This is a genomic window from Stenotrophomonas sp. ZAC14D1_NAIMI4_1, from assembly GCF_003086775.1.
Classification (GTDB): domain Bacteria; phylum Pseudomonadota; class Gammaproteobacteria; order Xanthomonadales; family Xanthomonadaceae; genus Stenotrophomonas.
Genome location: NZ_CP026001.1, coordinates 2,631,997 through 2,646,178, shown reverse-complemented (window position 1 = coordinate 2,646,178; position 14,182 = coordinate 2,631,997). Strand labels below are relative to the sequence as shown.

The following is a 14,182-nucleotide window of genomic DNA, read 5'->3' as shown; positions in this document are numbered from 1 at the left end:
CGTGGTTCGTGTCGCGCGCGGGCACCGGGGTACCCGCGCCGTTGGGGGTTCAGGTGGCCGCGACACTGGCGCCCTGGGGCGCACGCACGGCCAGCAGGTAGTAGGCGAGGGCGCTGACCAGCAGGCCGATCACCCAGGACACATCGACGCCACCGAACAACTGCGCCCACGCGCCCTGGAAGAACGCGTTGCTGATGAAGGGCACCTGGGCGATGGCGCCCAGCAGGTAGGCCAGCAGGGCACGGCCATTGAACAGGCCATAGCGGCCCCCATCGCGGGCGAAGATCGAGGCGATGTCGTAGCGCCCGCCGTTCACCACGTAGAAGTCCAGCAGGTTGATCGACACCCACGGCGCCAGGATGAACAGCAGCGCGAACACCGCGTTGATGAAGATCTCGATGAAGTTGGCCGACGCCCACAGTGCGCACAGCGTGGACGCCACCAGCAGGGCGCACGACAGCGTGATGCGGGCCAGCCGTGCCGGCGTCCACGCGGGCGAGAACGTCTGCAGCGAGGTGACGCAGGACAGCACCGCGCCGTACAGGTTCATCGCGTTGTGGCCGATGATGTTGACCAGGAACAGCACCATCAGCACGTAGCCGAACCAGCCGGTGTGCAGGCGTACCGCTTCCATCGCATCGGTCTGCTGGCCACCGCTGACCGCCAGCATGCCGAAGGTGAAGGCCAGGATGGGGCCCAGTGCAGCGCCCAGGTAGGTGTAGATGAAGGGCCGGAACACGCCCACGCTGCGCGGCAGCGCACGCGAATAATCCGAGGTATAGGGCGAGAAGCTGATCTGCCAGACGCAGCAGATACCGAACATCGAGAACCAGCCGGCGGGCGAGAAGCTGCCATGGCTGAAGGCTTCGGCGCCCAGGCGCGGCACCATGATGGCCAGGCCGATGGCCAGCGCGCCACCCATGAACCAGATGCCGATGCGGTTGAAGCCGTGGATGAAGTTGTAGCCGATGATGCCGATGGCCGTGGCCAGCGCCGCACCGATGATGGTGGCCAGCGGCAGCGGCACCGCCGGGATGACCGTGTGCAGGGTCTTGCCGGACAGGATGATGTTGGAGATGAAGTAGCCCAGGTAGATCAGCGTGGTGAAACCCACGACCAGCAGCGAGCCGAAGCGGCCGAACTGCGCGCGGCTCTGGATCATCTGCGGGATGCCGGCCAGCGGCCCCTGGGCCGAGGCAAGGGCGAGGATCGCGGCGCCGAACATATGGCCGGTGACGATGGCCAGCAGCGCACTGGCGATGTCCAGCTTGAACGTCAGCACCGACATCGCGCCGGTGATGACCGCCAGCGGGGCGATGTTGGTACAGAACCACAGGGTGAACAGGTCACGGGGGTTGCCGTGGCGTTCCTGCTCGGGGATGTAGCCGATGGAGTGGCCCTCGATGGAGAAAGCGCCATCCTGCTTGCTTGCATTGCTCATGGGCGGATTTCCTTGGCCTGCCGGTCGCCCGGCAGGCGTGCGTCGGGATCGGTCGCGCGCGCCCGGCTGTGCAGGGGCGCAGGAACGATCCGGTCATGGAACCGGGCTGCGCGACCTCGCCCATCGAGGGGGGGGGGAGGCGAGGGCGCGCGGGCCGGAGGCGGGAACGGGTGTGGGTGCCGGGCGCGGGCCTAGCGCATCACGAACGGGTCATCCATGGGGACATCGGACGTACGCAGCCACACCGTCTTGGTCGTGGTGTATTCCAGGGCGGCCGCTGCGCCGCCTTCCCGTCCATGGCCCGAAAGACCGAATCCACCGAATGGCGCCAGCGGTGAAATCGCGCGATAGGTATTGATCCAGACCACGCCCGAACGGATTGCCCGGCTCAGCCGGTGCGCGCGCGTCAGGTTGCGGGTGAAGATGCCGGCAGCCAGGCCGAAGGCGGTGCTGTTGGCCTTGCTGATCGCTTGGGCTTCATCGTCGAACACATCCACCGACAGCACCGGGCCGAACAGTTCGGTGGTGATGCTGTCGGCCTGCGGTGACGCGCTGCAGTCGACGATGGTGGGCGGGAAGTAGATGCCGGCGCGATCGCCGCGGGTACCGCCGCAGAGCACGCGGGCGCCCTGGGCAACCGATGCGGCCAGCACCGCTTCGATGTTCTGGCGCTGGCGCTCGGTGCACAGTGGGCCGAACTCGGTGGCCGCGTCGTCCGGGGCGCCGATGCGGATGGCCGCCACTTTCTCCAGCAGTCGCGCAAGGAAGGCATCCTTGATGCCCGCCTGTACCAGCAGGCGCGAACCGGCCACGCAGCTCTGCCCGCTGGCCGCGAAGATCGCTGCCAGTTGTGCGTTCACCGCGCTGTCCAGGTCGGCATCGTCGAACACGATGAACGGCGATTTCCCACCCAGTTCCAGCGAGACGCGGGCCAGGTTGCCGGTGGTGTTGGCCACGATGTGGCGCGCGGTGGCCGGGCCGCCGGTGAAGGCGACCTGCGCCACCTTCGGGTGGCTGCTCAGCACGGCGCCGCACTCGGGGCCGAAGCCGGTGATGACGTTGACCACGCCCGGCGGGAAGCCGGCCTGGTGCAGCAGCCGGGCAAACGCCAGCAGCGGGCCGGGCGCTTCTTCTGAAGCTTTCAGCACCACCGTGCAACCCGCGGCCAGGGCCGGGCCCAGCTTCACCGCCGACAGGAACAGCTGGCTGTTCCAGGGCACGATGGCCGCCACCACGCCGATCGGCTCGCGGCTGATCCACACCTGCATGTCCGGCTTGTCGACCGGCACGAAGCTGCCTTCGATCTTGTCGGCGATGCCGGCGTAATAGCGGTAGTACTCGGCGATGTAGGCAATCTGGCCACGGGTTTCGCGGATGATCTTGCCGGTGTCGCGGGTCTCGATGGCCGCCAGTTCCGGCGCCGCCTGTTCCAGCAGGTCGGCCAGCCGGTACAGCAGCTTGCTGCGCTGGGAGGCGGTCAGGGTGGCCCAGGCCGGATCGCGCAGGGCACGGTCGGCGGCCTCGACCGCGCGTTCCACCTGCTCGCGGCGCGCCTCGGGCATGGTCGCCCATGGCGTGCCGGTGGCCGGGTCGATGCTGTCGAACGTACCGGCACCGGCTTCGAAACGGCCGTCGATGTAGAGCTCGAACGGGCTGTCCATGGTCATTCCTGGGCGAAGGCGGGCATGACGTCGTTGATCATACGCAACAGCGAGGCCTTCTTGCGCTCGAAGGACATGCCGGTGTCGATCCAGAACGAGTACTCGTCAAAGCCCATGGCCTCGTAGGCCTTCAGGCGCGCGATGACTTCCTCGGCCGGACCGATCACGTTGTTGCTGCGCATCGCCTGGGCCGAGTACATCGGGTGGGCGGCAATCTCCTCATCGCTCAGCTTGGCGATCAGGCCCTGGCTGATCGGGCGTTCGTTCTTGAACCACGCGCCGAAGTAGTTGTAGAACACGTTGATCTCATCGGCAGCGACCTGTGCATCGGCTTCCGAGTCGGCCACGTAGGTGTGGCGCAGCAGCATGATCTTCGGGCGCGGCACGTCGCTGAACTTCTCGCAGGCCGCGTTGAAGTGGCCGATCAGCTTCTGTACTTCGTCATCGCCGAAGTGCAGCGGGGTGACCTGCACGTTGCAGCCATTCTGCACGGCGAATTCGTGACTGTTGGGATCGCGCGCAGCCACCCAGATCGGCGGGTGCGGCTGCTGCAGCGGCAGCGGCGCGGAGGTGGTGCTGGGGAAGGACCAGAATTCGCCCTCATGGGCATAGTCGCCCTTCCACAGGCCCTTGATGGCCGGGATCAGTTCGCGCATGCGCTGGCCGGCGCCCCAGGCATCCATCCCCGGCACCATGCGCTCGTACTCGAACGAATAGGCGCCACGGGCGATCCCCAGGTCGAGGCGGCCGTTGGAGATGATGTCGGTCATCGCCGCTTCGCCGGCCAGCTTGATCGGGTGCCAGAACGGGGCCACCACGGTGCCGGTGCCCAGGCGCACGTTCTTCGTCTTGTTGGCGATGTCGGCCAGGTTGAGCAGCGGGTTCGGCGCGATGGTGAAGTTCATGCCGTGGTGCTCGCCGGTCCAGATGGCGTGCATGCCACCTTCGTCGGCGATCTGGCACAGCTCGATCATCTCGTCGTACAGCTGCTTCTGCGACTGCTGGTCCGAGACGCGTTCCATATGGATGAACAAAGAAAACCGCATTTCAACTCTCCCTTCCAATCAGTTCTTTGACCACACCGCAGGTGTGGTTGCCGTAATAGGTGCCGTAGGTCTTCAGTGCGCTCTCGCGGCAGTAGCGCTGCAGCATGCTCTTGACCGCTGCATCGGCGATGTCCAGTGTCGGCACGTCGGCCAGCGCCACGTACTGCCCATCGCGCGCGCTCGCTTCGGGGGTGCTGCACAGGAACGTGACGAACTGCCGGTGTGTGTCGGTGTCCGTATAGACGGAGTACACGAAGCTCGGCGAGGCACCGGGCTGATGCCGGGCAAAGATGCGTTCCAATGCGTTGTCTGCACCCTCGTTGCCGATCTCGACGGTGGGCAAGGCCCAGCCGCCTTCCGGTGCTGGCACCAGCAGCAGGCTGTCGTCGTGGGCGATGATCGCGCTGATCAGACCCTTGGTATCGGTCATGACCTCGGTGGCCACCTTGGCGGGGGTGAAGTAGCCACCACGGTAGTAGCCCAGCCCGGGCAGGCCGGCCGTGTGGAAGTGCTCCACCTGCCCGATCAGGACGGCATGGTCACCGGCCTCCACCACCGTGTGCATGGTGCAGTCGAACCACGCACTGACCGCATCCAGGATCGGGCTTCCGAGAGCGCTGTTGGTCCATGACACCGCGGCAAACCGATCCGGATTGCGCCGGGCAAAGGTATTGGATGCGTCGGTCTGTGCCTCGGACAGAATGTTGATGGCAAAGCGCTTGGCGCCCACGAAGTTGTCGTAGTTGCCCGATGCGTTGGCGATGCTGACCAGCAACAGCGGCGGATCGAGCGACACCGAAGCGAACGAGTTCGCGGTGAAACCAATCGGTTCACCGTCTGCGGTGGTGGACGTCACGATGGTGACGCCGGTCATGAACGAGCCGAAGGCTTCCCTCAGCTCTTTTGGATCGATAGCCATATGTTCCCTCCAACCGATGGCCTGGAATGTGTGCTGCTAGTTCGTTGTGGTGCCCAGCCATTCCGCCAGCGCCGCGTTGACCTTGGCGGGGGCGGTCAGGTTGACCATGTGGCGTTCGTGCGGAATGACCACGGCCTTGCCGTTGCGTGCCAGCGCCGCCATCGACAGGGCCATGGCCGGCGTCGAGTTGGCATCTTCCGCGCCGGTCAGTGCCAGGGCAGGGCAGCCCACTTCCGACCAGCGTTCGGCGTAGGTCACATCGCCCCGTGCGAAGGCGCGGTAGGCATCGGCATAGCCCTGCACATCCACGTTCTCCAGCCACGAGCGCACGTCCTCCACCAGTGACGCCTCGGTGGTGCCTTCGTCGAACCAGCGCTGCAACGGGGTTTCCACGTCCACCCGGCCAGTGGCCAGTTCATCCGAACGGGTCACCACCGCGTGGCGGGCGGCATCGGTACGCAGGTGCACGCCATTGATGACGGCCAGGCGGCGCACCAGGTCCGGCCGCTCGATGGCCACGCCGGCGGCGATCAGGGCGCCCATCGAGTGCCCGGCCAGGTTGACCGGGCCCAGCTGCAGGGCGCTGATGAACTCCACCATCCACGCCACGTAGTCGGTCAGCCCGGGCTCGCCTGGCAGGCGCGTGCTCTGGCCGTGGCCGGGCATGTCCACCGCGATGACCCGGTACTGCTGGGCGAAGGCGGCGATCTGCGGACCCCAGGCGGCGGCCTGCATGCCGACGCCGTGGATCAGGACCAGGGGCTCTCCCGCACCCTGGTCCAGGCAGTGCGCCTGTTGGTTACTTGACAGCGGCAGGGTTCGAGACGTCATGGCCGAGCTCTTTCAGGTCCTGGTAGCGGTCACCGATGCGGTGGTGCGGGCGGGCGGCGGTGGCTGCGCCCAGCACGACCACCAGCTCATCGGCAGCCGGGGCATCGGCAATGGCGAACTGCACGGTCAGGTAGTGCGAACGGCGGCCTTCATCGTTCTTGTCCATCATCGGCAGCACGATCGGCGCATTGGCCGGGCCGCGGGTGTTGGTGAAGGCCAGGTAGGACTTGGCGCGCACCGCGTTGCGGTAGATGTTGCCGAAATGCAGGGTGTGGATCAGCGCCGAGGCGTGTTCCAGCTCGCCGTCCAGGCCGACCACCGCGCTCTTGCCGAAGGCCTCGACCGCATCGCCGGAACCGACCTCGCCCAGGATGAGGTCGGTCAGGTGCTGGCTCAGCTGCGGGCCCAGCGCCCGGATCTCCGGCGACAGGTCCTCGACGTAGCCACGGCCGGCCCACGGGTTACGGATCACGGCCGCGGCGGCCACCATCTTCAGCGGCGTGGCAGCGTCGCGGCCCCCGTCCACATGCACGTTCTCCACGTGGAGAACGGTCTTTCGTATCAGGCTCATCTGGTCCTTCCTCGCCGCCGCTGGCGGTCACAATGGTGGTGTACGGTATGTTGGTATACCATTGGCAGCGACGGTATCACGCTCCAAAATCGGCTTGCAATATGTCTATGCGCATTCATTTTTCTCCCGCGACGAAAGTCGCAGGCGAGGGTGGTGCGACGGGGACGAGGCGGCCTGCCGGGGTGCGCTATTCATGATCCGTGGTTGAATAGCGTGGACGTACACGAGCTACCGGCAGCACGCCCGCCACCGCGTGGCTGCCACCTAAAGGGATTGCGAAACACGATGAACCTGAGAATCGACCACTCGCCGGTCACCCTGCGCGAGAAGTGCCTGGAAAAGCTGCGCAACGCGATCATCACCGGCTATTTCCCGTCCGGTGCGCGACTGGTCGAGCGCACCCTGTGCGAGCAGCTGGGTGTCAGCCGCACGGTGGTGCGCGAAGTGATCCGCTACCTGCAGGCCGAGGGCCTGGTGGAAGTGCTGCCGCAGAAGGGCCCGATCGTGGCCGTGCTGAACTGGGACGTGGCCAGCCAGGTCTACCGCATCCGCCTGGTGCTGGAGCAGAGCGCCGTGGCCGACTGCGTGCGCAACCTCACCGACGACACCGCCGCGCAGATCCAGAAGGCGCTGGAAACCCTGCGCACGTCGTATGGCACGCCGGATATCGCGCCGGTGCTGGAAGCTTCCTCCACGCTGTACGAAACCATCTTCCGTGCCGGCAACAACCACATCGCCTGGGAAATCGTGCAGCGCCTCAATGGCCGCATCAGCCGCCTGCGCGCGATGACCCTGACCCACGTGGACCGCGAGAAAACCGGCTTTGAACGCATCAAGGCCATCTGCGATGCGATCTGCGTGCAGCGCGACGAAGCGCTGGCGCGGCAGCGCGTGGCCGAACACATCGGCGAGGCCGAGGCGATTGCCCATGCCTTGCTCGAACAGGAGCAGAAGTGATGGCCGCTTACTGGATTGCCCACGTGCAGGTGCTGGATGCCGACAAGTACAGCGGTTACACCGCGCTTGCACCGGCCGCGTTTGCGAAGTACGGCGCGAAGTTCCTGGCCCGTGGTGGCCGCTCGGTGGTGCTGGAAGGCGATCTGCCCGACCGCCATGTGGTGATCGAATTTGCCGACCTGGAAACCGCCCAGGCCTGCTATGCCTCACCGGAGTACCAGCAGGCCAAGGCCAAGCGCGAAGGGCACTGCATCGCCAGTGTGGTGATCGTCGAAGGCTGACCACAGCTCTGGTAGATCCACGCCATGCGTGGATGCCCCCCGCGTCCCGTCGAAATCGAAGACTTCACAACCCACAAGCACGCCAACCGCGACCATGGGCCGCCCCACGCCCACGAGTTCCGCCGAGGATGCTGCAGAACCTGCTCCATTTCGCGCCGCTGCTGACGGCAGTGATGACCTGCGTGACCGCCCTGATATGGGTGGTCTACCTCAATTTCTTCCTGCGCAGCTACCGCCGCCAGCAGCGCCCGTCGATCCTCATCACCTCCGGTGCCGGCCGCAACCTGGACGCGCACTGTTTCGTGACCAACCTGGGCCTGGAGCCGGTGTACCTGCTGGACGTGGTGATCGATCTGATCGAGCCCGACGGCACCGTGGTGCGCGCGGTCATCCCCGAGCGCACCGAGCACTGGAGCAAGGGCGCGCCCAGCGAGGACGAGGACATCCGCCGTGCCACCAACGTCGGCCCGCTCAGCAGCGGCGGTGAGCGCGACCTGGGCCGGTTCCGCACGCTCATCGACCGCGCCGGTACGGAGAACCCGGACATCAAGACCGGCAACGCCTTCACCAGCCTGGAAGTGACCGTGGTCATCGTCACCGCCAGCCAGGCCGAGCTCTGTGGCGCCTCGCGCTGCTATCGCATCGAATACGGCGCCGACGGCACGCCGCGATTGAAGGCGCGGACCATCAAGGCCGCGCAGCTGCAGGGGTACTTCGCGCGCCGGAACCTGACCCGGCTGCTGACCCACCAGCTGGAAAGCGCGCGTTTGTAGGGCCGAGCCATGCTCGGCGGCTCCGCGCAGACCGCAGCCGAGCATGGCTCGGCTCTACAGGTCACTCGGCGGCCGGGCTGCGCTCGTCACGTACCGAATAGATCACCGAGAAGATCTTCCAGCCCCGTTCGGTGCGGATGAGCTGCCACATCTCCTTGCCCCAGTTCTGCTTCACGCCATCGGACAGGAACGTGTAATCGAAGGTCAGCGAGGCGGCGTCGCCATCGGTTTCGATCCTGGGGTTGGAGAAAACTTCTTCCTTCGGCGTGGACGATGCAACCGCATTGTCGATAAGCGAGATGAAATTATTCGAGGGAATCTGCCGCGCCTTGATCGCGTCGGGCTTGGTCCTGCGGATGTCCTGCAGGCGCACGTCCTCGGAAACGAACTGCCAGCCGATGTCCTCAGGCTTGTCCGAGAAGAACAGGCTCATGTAGGTGGGCGTGTCCTTGTTGACCAGTGCGGTGCGGAAGGTTTCCAGGACCTGCTCGATGGCCTTGACGTCCTCCGCGTGCGTGCTCGGCTGCGCACTGGCATGGCTGGCGGCGATCAGGCCTGCACAGAGAATCAGCCCCGCTGGACGCGGCAGGATCCTTGCAGGGGAGCGCCCGCTGATCGGGGAGCGGGGAGTGCGGTCATCCATGGCGTCATGTTCCCAGGTGCCTCGTGGCACGCCGGAGAATCTACCATGCGGCGTTGCGCAAGCGCCGCGCGAAATGCAGCCGGGCATGGCTCGGCTCTACAGGCGGCTGCGGCCACGGCTGGTGACCCGCGCCCGGTGATTCACCGTTCGCCGTCCATCACGCTCTCGATCCAGCCGGCGTAGCGCGAGATGCGCACGTTGTGCACCACCTGCCCGTAATAGCCGGCTTCCAGTGCATGTTCGGGTACGGCCGTGATCCATGAGCCCAGGCCGATCAGCTGCCAGCCCTGCGGGTCGCGGATCAGCAACGGGCCGCCGCTGTCACCGCTGCCTATCACGCCTTCCAGCGGCAGGCTGCTGCCCGGGCCGTCGAAGCGATACCAGAGATAGCGGTCGTTGCCGCCGGTCACCACGTTTTCCGCGCGGCGCAGCTCACCCCGGTGAGGAGCACCTGGCGCCAGCCCGGTCAAGCCATTGCCTGTGGCACCTTTACCCACGAGCGTGGCGATCCTGCCCGCTTCGTCATGCCCGCGATAGAGGCGGACCGGCGCAACGTCGCTGACCGGCGTGGCGAGCTGGATCAGCGCGATGTCATCGGAGGCGGCGAGGAAGGCGTGGATCGGGGCGGGGTTGCCCGATGCCAGCGCCGCCTGGCCCAAGGCATCGGGCATGAGCCGGTAGCCTGGATGCACGAACACCCGTTCGACGCGGTAGGCCTGACCGTTGATCCGCACCTCGGCATCCATGCCCTCCATCGGCGCGGCGTGCGCGGCGGTCACCACCCAGCGCGGTGCGATGAGCACGCCATGGCCCTCGCCGGGCAGGTCGGCCAGGGCCGGGAAGGCCGACGGCGGTATCCGGTAGGCGCTGTCATCCACATCGCTGCGGATGACGATGGCGCCAGCGGCGAAGGGCAGGGTGGCGAGTACGAGAAGAAGCCAGCGGCGCATGGGCAGGTGCAGTCGTGTGCGTGGTCAATCCGCACCGTATCCCGGTTCTGGCCCGCAGAGAACCCGCATGCGATGAAGCGGCCCGCACGTGCGACGAACACATGCGGAACCGCGACGGAAAGGCCAGCTCAGTGCGTGCGCAGCACCGCGTCGAACGTAGCCGGGTTGCCATCGTTGGCTGCCGCCGGCACGTCCAGCAGGCGGGCGAGCAGCGGATAGACATCCACGTTGTCGAAGCCATCCAGCGTCCTGCCCGCCTCGAACGAAGGCCCGCTGGCCACGAACACCGCGCGCATCGACGGCAGGGTGTTGTCGTAGCCGTGGGTGCCACGGTACGCATGGGCGTGGCGGGCCAGCATGCCGGGCGTCAGTGCATCCCAGCCTTCATCCATCTCGCAGATGATCGGTGGCGTGCGTGGGTGCTGGCCGTACTGCCAGCGCGGCGGCAGGTCGGCGCGCTTCCAGCACTGGTAGTGGTCGTGCCGGCCCAGCAGCGCCCGTTCGGCCTCGCGTTCGCGCCCGGGCATGGCCTGGAAACCGACCGGCTGGCCCACGCTGGTGGCCACCGCAATGGCCGGGTCGACCATGCGCTCGGTGTCCAGTACCTGGCCCTCGGGCAGCTCGGCCATGCCGTGGTCGGACACCAGCACGATGTTGGTGCCGGTGGCCAGGCCTCGTGCGTCCAGCCCTTCCAGCACCTGGCCGACGATGGCATCGGCGCGCTGGATCGCCTGGCGGTACTCGGCCGAATCCGGCCCGTAGGTGTGGCCGGCCTTGTCGACGTTTTCCATGTACAGCGTGGCCAGGCGCGGCGCCTGCGGGCCGGTCTGCGCCAGCCAGCCCAGCACGGTCTGCACGCGGTCCTCCAGCGCGATGGAGCGGTCATAGACCTGCCACTGGCTTGGCCGCACGCCCTGGATGGCGGCCTCGCTGCCGGGCCACGACCAGGTGGCCGTGCGTACGCCGGCCTTCTCGGCGCTTACCCAGATCGGCTCGCCGCCCCACCAGCGCGCGTCGGTGACGGCGGCCGGGTTGCTGATCTCGAAACCGCCCAGCTGAGGGTCGTGCATGCTGTTGTGGATGATGCCGTGGTGGCCGGGACGCAGGCCGGTGACCAGGGTGTAGTGGTTGGGGAAGGTCAGCGACGGATAGGACGGCGTCATCCAGCGTGCGCGCACGCCACCGTCGATCATCCGCTGGATGTTGGGGGTCAGGCCGCGATCAAGGGCATCGGCGCGCAGGCCGTCGATGGAGACCAGCAGCAGGCGCGGTGACGGCTGAACCGTGGTCGGGGGCGTTGCAGAGGTCTGGCGGGGCGATGGCGTGCTGCACGCCATCAGGAAGAGGGCGGCGATCGAGCCGCAGACAAGGCGCATGTTCATGGCCCATCCTAGCCCTGTGCGATGACAGGTCTAGGACGGATGTGGCCTCTACCGGGCCAGGGACTGCCAATCGCGTTCCGGCTGCATGCCGAGGCTTTCGATGAAGGGCTCCAGGCCCGCGTAGAACGCCTGCGGCACCGGATTCCTGGTGCCATCCCACCGCAGTTCGTCGCACTGGAAGCAGACCTCCAGCGTATGGGTGCGCTTCTTCCCCTTGTAGAACTCGAAGCGGTGATGGGGCTCGAAGATGCAGGCGGTGACCCAGTCGCTCACATAAGGGTCGATGCCCTCCAGCGTGGCCAGGAACGGCTGCTTGCGAGTGCCGGTCAGCACCGCTTCGCGGTACCTGCGCTCCGCGGGCGGCGTGGCACTGTTGCTGCTGTTGTTGGTGTCATACGGGGAGGAATGTTCAACGACCACGATGCGGTCGGCGTCGCGGGCCACGCGGGCAAGATCATCCAGCATGGGTTGGCCCTCGGCGTTGGGTGGCTTGTCTTCGATGGCCAGCGGGTCTTCGCTGGCGGCGGTCGGTGGTGACACTGGCGCGGACGGGGTGCAGCCACAGGCAAGGCCCAACAGGCCCAGCGCTGTCATTCGTTGCAGCAGATGCATCAGCGGTCACTCCTTGATTGGGCTGGAAGGCCGTGTTCGACGCCGGGTGCAGGCAGTCCGTTGCGGGTGCTGGGCATGGTCGTGGAGTCGAGGTAGTCGAGGTAGTCGAGCAAGCTCGACTCTACTTCAGGGCGGTGGCGGTTGACGCTGGCCGCGGCGGGGCGCAGGCTGGACGGGCCTGCTTCCTGGACAGAAGGGAGACTTATGACCGCAAGCGCGTCCCTCCACCCCTCGCCTGGCACGCACGGCCACACGCGCCTGTGGAGCGTGTTCTGGCTGCAGGGGGTCATTCCCAGCAATCTGCTGTGGGCGGCAGCCCTGTGGGCCCTGGCCAACCAGCGCACCACGCTGCTGCTGGCCCTGTTTGCCGCGCTGCTGCTCTATACCGGCTGGATCATCCCGGCGGTGTGGCGGGCCGCGCCTACCGCGCGCACCCCCAACCTGGGCGTGGCCGCACGCGGGCTGACCGTGGCCTGGGGGCTGAACACCGTGCTGGTGATCTTCTTCCTGACCCTGCAGCTGCTGGCCTAGTAGAACTGGATCGGCTCGCCAGCGCGGTCGAAGGCGGCGAAGCGGCCGATCTGGCCGTCATGGATGGCATTGACCATCAGCTGCAGCGGGCGGGCGGCTTCATCGCTGTTGGGCGCAAAGCCGGCGCGCCCGTCCATGGCGGCCACGAACACCAGGTCCCAGTTGATGCCAGTGGTGGTCGATTCGGCGGCCAGGGCCTGGAAGCTGGGTACCTCCGCAGGCAGCTTGTCCACGCACAGCACCGGTGACAGCGTGCCGCCCTCGCGGCGGTCGTGCCGGTCGCGCTGGTCGGTGGTGGGCGACTCGGGCAGGTCGGCACGCACGAACACGAACAGCAGGCGCTGCGGCTCGGCCTGTTCAGCGGCGGCGTGCAGGAGTTGCTGGAAATCGTTCATCATCATGAGGGTTGTCACACATCCGCTGCACGGAAAGCCGCATGCTGCCACAACGCGTGCGCCGCCGGGCCAGCGGCGATTGATTTAAGTCATGCCCAAGGAACAGCGCGCCGCGTACTCTGGCAATCGTTCCAGCAGGCGAGGGTATCCGGACCATTCCGGGTATAGGCAAGACGGTGGAGCAACAAGGTGGACCAGCCATGAGCCAACTCACCGACGGTTTCGGGCGCAGCTTTCCATACCTGCGCCTGTCGCTGACCGAAGCCTGCAACTTCCGTTGCAGTTATTGCCTGCCCGATGGCTACCAGGGTGAGGGCAGGCCGCGCTTCCTGCAGGTGGACGAGATTGCCCGGCTGGTGCGCGCGTTTGCGGCGCTGGGCATGAGCAAGATCCGCCTGACCGGTGGCGAGCCGAGCCTGCGCAAGGACCTGGAGCAGATCATCGGCACCGTGGCTGCGGTGCCCGGCATCCGCAAGGTGGCCATCACCACCAACGGCACCTTGCTGCCGCGGCGCCTGCCGGGCTGGCATCGTGCCGGCCTCACGGCCTTGAACGTGAGCATGGACAGCCTGCAGCGCGAGCGCTTCCACGCCATTACCGGGCATGACCGGTTGCCGGAGATCGAGCAGGGCCTGGCCCTGGCCCAGGCACTGGGCCTGCAGTCGATCAAGCTCAACGCGGTGCTGCTGCGCGGGCTGAACGACGACGAGCTGCCGCAGTGGATGGAGTACCTGCGCGAGCGGCCCTTCAGCGTGCGCTTCATCGAACTGATGCGCACCGGCGACAACGAAGCCTATTTCCAGCGCCACCACCTGCGCGCTGACGTGGTGATCGAACAGCTGCTGGCGGCTGGCTGGCAGGAGCGCCCGCGTGCGGCCGATGCCGGCCCCGCGCGCGAGTTCGGCCACCCGCAGCACCGCGGCACGGTGGGCATCATCGCGCCGTACTCGCGCGATTTCTGCAAGGGCTGCAACCGCCTGCGGGTGACCGCCAAGGGCGACCTGCGGCTGTGCCTGTTCGGCGAATTCGGCGTGCCGCTGCGCCCGTTGCTGCAGAGCGACGACGACCACGACGCACTGCTGGCACGCATCACCACCCAGCTTGGCCTGAAAGCGGCCGGGCACGGATTGCACCAGGGCCAGACCGGGCTGACCCCGCACCTGGCCTCGATCGGAGGATGAGCAACACC

Annotated in this window: 16 protein-coding genes; 5 read left to right on the top strand and 11 right to left on the bottom strand. The window is 66.8% G+C overall.

From position 1 onward, the window contains the following. Nucleotides 1–49: 49 nt before the first annotated feature. The 6 genes from C1927_RS12235 to C1927_RS12210 form a co-directional block, all read right to left on the bottom strand. Nucleotides 50–1,441, bottom strand: a complete 1,392-nt coding sequence (locus tag C1927_RS12235; protein WP_079222107.1) for a cytosine permease — start codon at nucleotides 1,439–1,441, stop codon at nucleotides 50–52. Between the two features lie 191 nt (nucleotides 1,442–1,632). Continuing rightward, a complete protein-coding gene (locus C1927_RS12230; protein ID WP_108746834.1) occupies nucleotides 1,633–3,102 on the bottom strand; it encodes an aldehyde dehydrogenase in 1,470 nt (489 codons plus the stop codon). 2 nt (nucleotides 3,103–3,104) lie between these two features. Then, nucleotides 3,105–4,148, bottom strand: coding sequence for an LLM class flavin-dependent oxidoreductase (locus C1927_RS12225; protein WP_079222105.1), 1,044 nt, complete (start codon nucleotides 4,146–4,148; stop codon nucleotides 3,105–3,107). Between the two features lies 1 nt (nucleotide 4,149). Continuing rightward, nucleotides 4,150–5,067, bottom strand: coding sequence for a flavin reductase family protein (locus C1927_RS12220; RefSeq protein WP_108746833.1), 918 nt, complete (start codon nucleotides 5,065–5,067; stop codon nucleotides 4,150–4,152). A 36-nt stretch (nucleotides 5,068–5,103) separates the two neighbouring features. Beyond that, nucleotides 5,104–5,898 carry an alpha/beta fold hydrolase gene (locus tag C1927_RS12215; RefSeq protein WP_079222103.1) on the bottom strand — a complete coding sequence of 265 codons (795 nt, stop codon included), beginning with the start codon at nucleotides 5,896–5,898 and terminating at the stop codon, nucleotides 5,104–5,106. Continuing rightward, nucleotides 5,867–6,469, bottom strand: coding sequence for an amino acid synthesis family protein (locus C1927_RS12210; protein ID WP_108746832.1), 603 nt, complete (start codon nucleotides 6,467–6,469; stop codon nucleotides 5,867–5,869). The genes C1927_RS12215 and C1927_RS12210 overlap by 32 nt, the downstream gene beginning before the upstream one ends. Nucleotides 6,470–6,754: 285 nt before the next feature. On the opposite strand from C1927_RS12210, the gene C1927_RS12205 reads away from it, so the two are divergent. The 3 genes from C1927_RS12205 (at nucleotide 6,755) to C1927_RS12195 (ending at nucleotide 8,480) form a co-directional block, all read left to right on the top strand. Then, nucleotides 6,755–7,426, top strand: a complete 672-nt coding sequence (locus C1927_RS12205) for a GntR family transcriptional regulator (RefSeq protein ID WP_108746831.1) — start codon at nucleotides 6,755–6,757, stop codon at nucleotides 7,424–7,426. Beyond that, entirely contained in the window at nucleotides 7,426–7,707 is a 282-nt protein-coding gene (locus C1927_RS12200) for a DUF1330 domain-containing protein (RefSeq protein WP_108746830.1), read from the top strand. Before C1927_RS12205 ends, C1927_RS12200 begins: the two co-directional genes overlap by 1 nt. 128 nt (nucleotides 7,708–7,835) lie before the next feature. After that, a complete protein-coding gene (locus C1927_RS12195; protein ID WP_108746829.1) occupies nucleotides 7,836–8,480 on the top strand; it encodes a hypothetical protein in 645 nt (214 codons plus the stop codon). 61 nt (nucleotides 8,481–8,541) lie between these two features. Here C1927_RS12195 and C1927_RS12190 read toward each other — a convergent pair whose 3' ends face one another. From C1927_RS12190 to C1927_RS12175, 4 genes are all read right to left on the bottom strand, one after another. Continuing rightward, nucleotides 8,542–9,123, bottom strand: coding sequence for a nuclear transport factor 2 family protein (locus tag C1927_RS12190; RefSeq protein WP_254051472.1), 582 nt, complete (start codon nucleotides 9,121–9,123; stop codon nucleotides 8,542–8,544). A 140-nt stretch (nucleotides 9,124–9,263) separates the two neighbouring features. Beyond that, nucleotides 9,264–10,073 (bottom strand): trypsin-like serine protease, encoded by an 810-nt coding sequence (locus C1927_RS12185; RefSeq protein WP_108746828.1) that lies wholly within the window; start codon nucleotides 10,071–10,073, stop codon nucleotides 9,264–9,266. A gap of 128 nt (nucleotides 10,074–10,201) precedes the next feature. Next, on the bottom strand, nucleotides 10,202–11,455 hold the full coding sequence (locus C1927_RS12180; RefSeq protein ID WP_108746827.1) for an ectonucleotide pyrophosphatase/phosphodiesterase: 1,254 nt from the start codon (nucleotides 11,453–11,455) through the stop codon (nucleotides 10,202–10,204). 48 nt (nucleotides 11,456–11,503) lie between these two features. Continuing rightward, complete coding sequence (locus C1927_RS12175) at nucleotides 11,504–12,067, bottom strand: hypothetical protein (RefSeq protein WP_159095355.1); 564 nt, start codon at nucleotides 12,065–12,067, stop codon at nucleotides 11,504–11,506. 204 nt (nucleotides 12,068–12,271) lie between these two features. On the opposite strand from C1927_RS12175, the gene C1927_RS12170 reads away from it, so the two are divergent. After that, nucleotides 12,272–12,598 (top strand): hypothetical protein, encoded by a 327-nt coding sequence (locus tag C1927_RS12170; protein WP_079222095.1) that lies wholly within the window; start codon nucleotides 12,272–12,274, stop codon nucleotides 12,596–12,598. Here the strand turns inward: C1927_RS12170 and C1927_RS12165 are convergent. Further along, entirely contained in the window at nucleotides 12,595–12,999 is a 405-nt protein-coding gene (locus C1927_RS12165) for a ribonucleotide reductase subunit alpha (protein WP_108746825.1), read from the bottom strand. The two genes, C1927_RS12170 and C1927_RS12165, sit on opposite strands and share 4 nt — an antisense overlap. 194 nt (nucleotides 13,000–13,193) lie before the next feature. On the opposite strand from C1927_RS12165, the gene moaA reads away from it, so the two are divergent. Then, entirely contained in the window at nucleotides 13,194–14,174 is a 981-nt protein-coding gene (moaA, locus tag C1927_RS12160) for a GTP 3',8-cyclase MoaA (protein WP_108746824.1), read from the top strand. The last annotated feature ends 8 nt before the right edge of the window (nucleotides 14,175–14,182 follow it).

Coding starts and splice junctions, on each gene's coding strand:
- C1927_RS12165 (WP_108746825.1), bottom strand. CDS start 12,999: ATGATGATGAACGATTTCCAGCAACTCCTGCACGCCGCCGCTGAACAG.
- C1927_RS12175 (WP_159095355.1), bottom strand. CDS start 12,067: ATGCATCTGCTGCAACGAATGACAGCGCTGGGCCTGTTGGGCCTTGCC.
- C1927_RS12220 (WP_108746833.1), bottom strand. CDS start 5,067: ATGGCTATCGATCCAAAAGAGCTGAGGGAAGCCTTCGGCTCGTTCATG.
- C1927_RS12190 (WP_254051472.1), bottom strand. CDS start 9,123: ATGGATGACCGCACTCCCCGCTCCCCGATCAGCGGGCGCTCCCCTGCA.
- C1927_RS12185 (WP_108746828.1), bottom strand. CDS start 10,073: ATGCGCCGCTGGCTTCTTCTCGTACTCGCCACCCTGCCCTTCGCCGCT.
- C1927_RS12180 (WP_108746827.1), bottom strand. CDS start 11,455: ATGAACATGCGCCTTGTCTGCGGCTCGATCGCCGCCCTCTTCCTGATG.
- C1927_RS12170 (WP_079222095.1), top strand. CDS start 12,272: ATGACCGCAAGCGCGTCCCTCCACCCCTCGCCTGGCACGCACGGCCAC.
- C1927_RS12205 (WP_108746831.1), top strand. CDS start 6,755: ATGAACCTGAGAATCGACCACTCGCCGGTCACCCTGCGCGAGAAGTGC.
- C1927_RS12200 (WP_108746830.1), top strand. CDS start 7,426: ATGGCCGCTTACTGGATTGCCCACGTGCAGGTGCTGGATGCCGACAAG.
- C1927_RS12195 (WP_108746829.1), top strand. CDS start 7,836: ATGCTGCAGAACCTGCTCCATTTCGCGCCGCTGCTGACGGCAGTGATG.
- moaA (WP_108746824.1), top strand. CDS start 13,194: ATGAGCCAACTCACCGACGGTTTCGGGCGCAGCTTTCCATACCTGCGC.
- C1927_RS12210 (WP_108746832.1), bottom strand. CDS start 6,469: ATGAGCCTGATACGAAAGACCGTTCTCCACGTGGAGAACGTGCATGTG.
- C1927_RS12230 (WP_108746834.1), bottom strand. CDS start 3,102: ATGGACAGCCCGTTCGAGCTCTACATCGACGGCCGTTTCGAAGCCGGT.
- C1927_RS12235 (WP_079222107.1), bottom strand. CDS start 1,441: ATGAGCAATGCAAGCAAGCAGGATGGCGCTTTCTCCATCGAGGGCCAC.
- C1927_RS12215 (WP_079222103.1), bottom strand. CDS start 5,898: ATGACGTCTCGAACCCTGCCGCTGTCAAGTAACCAACAGGCGCACTGC.
- C1927_RS12225 (WP_079222105.1), bottom strand. CDS start 4,148: ATGCGGTTTTCTTTGTTCATCCATATGGAACGCGTCTCGGACCAGCAG.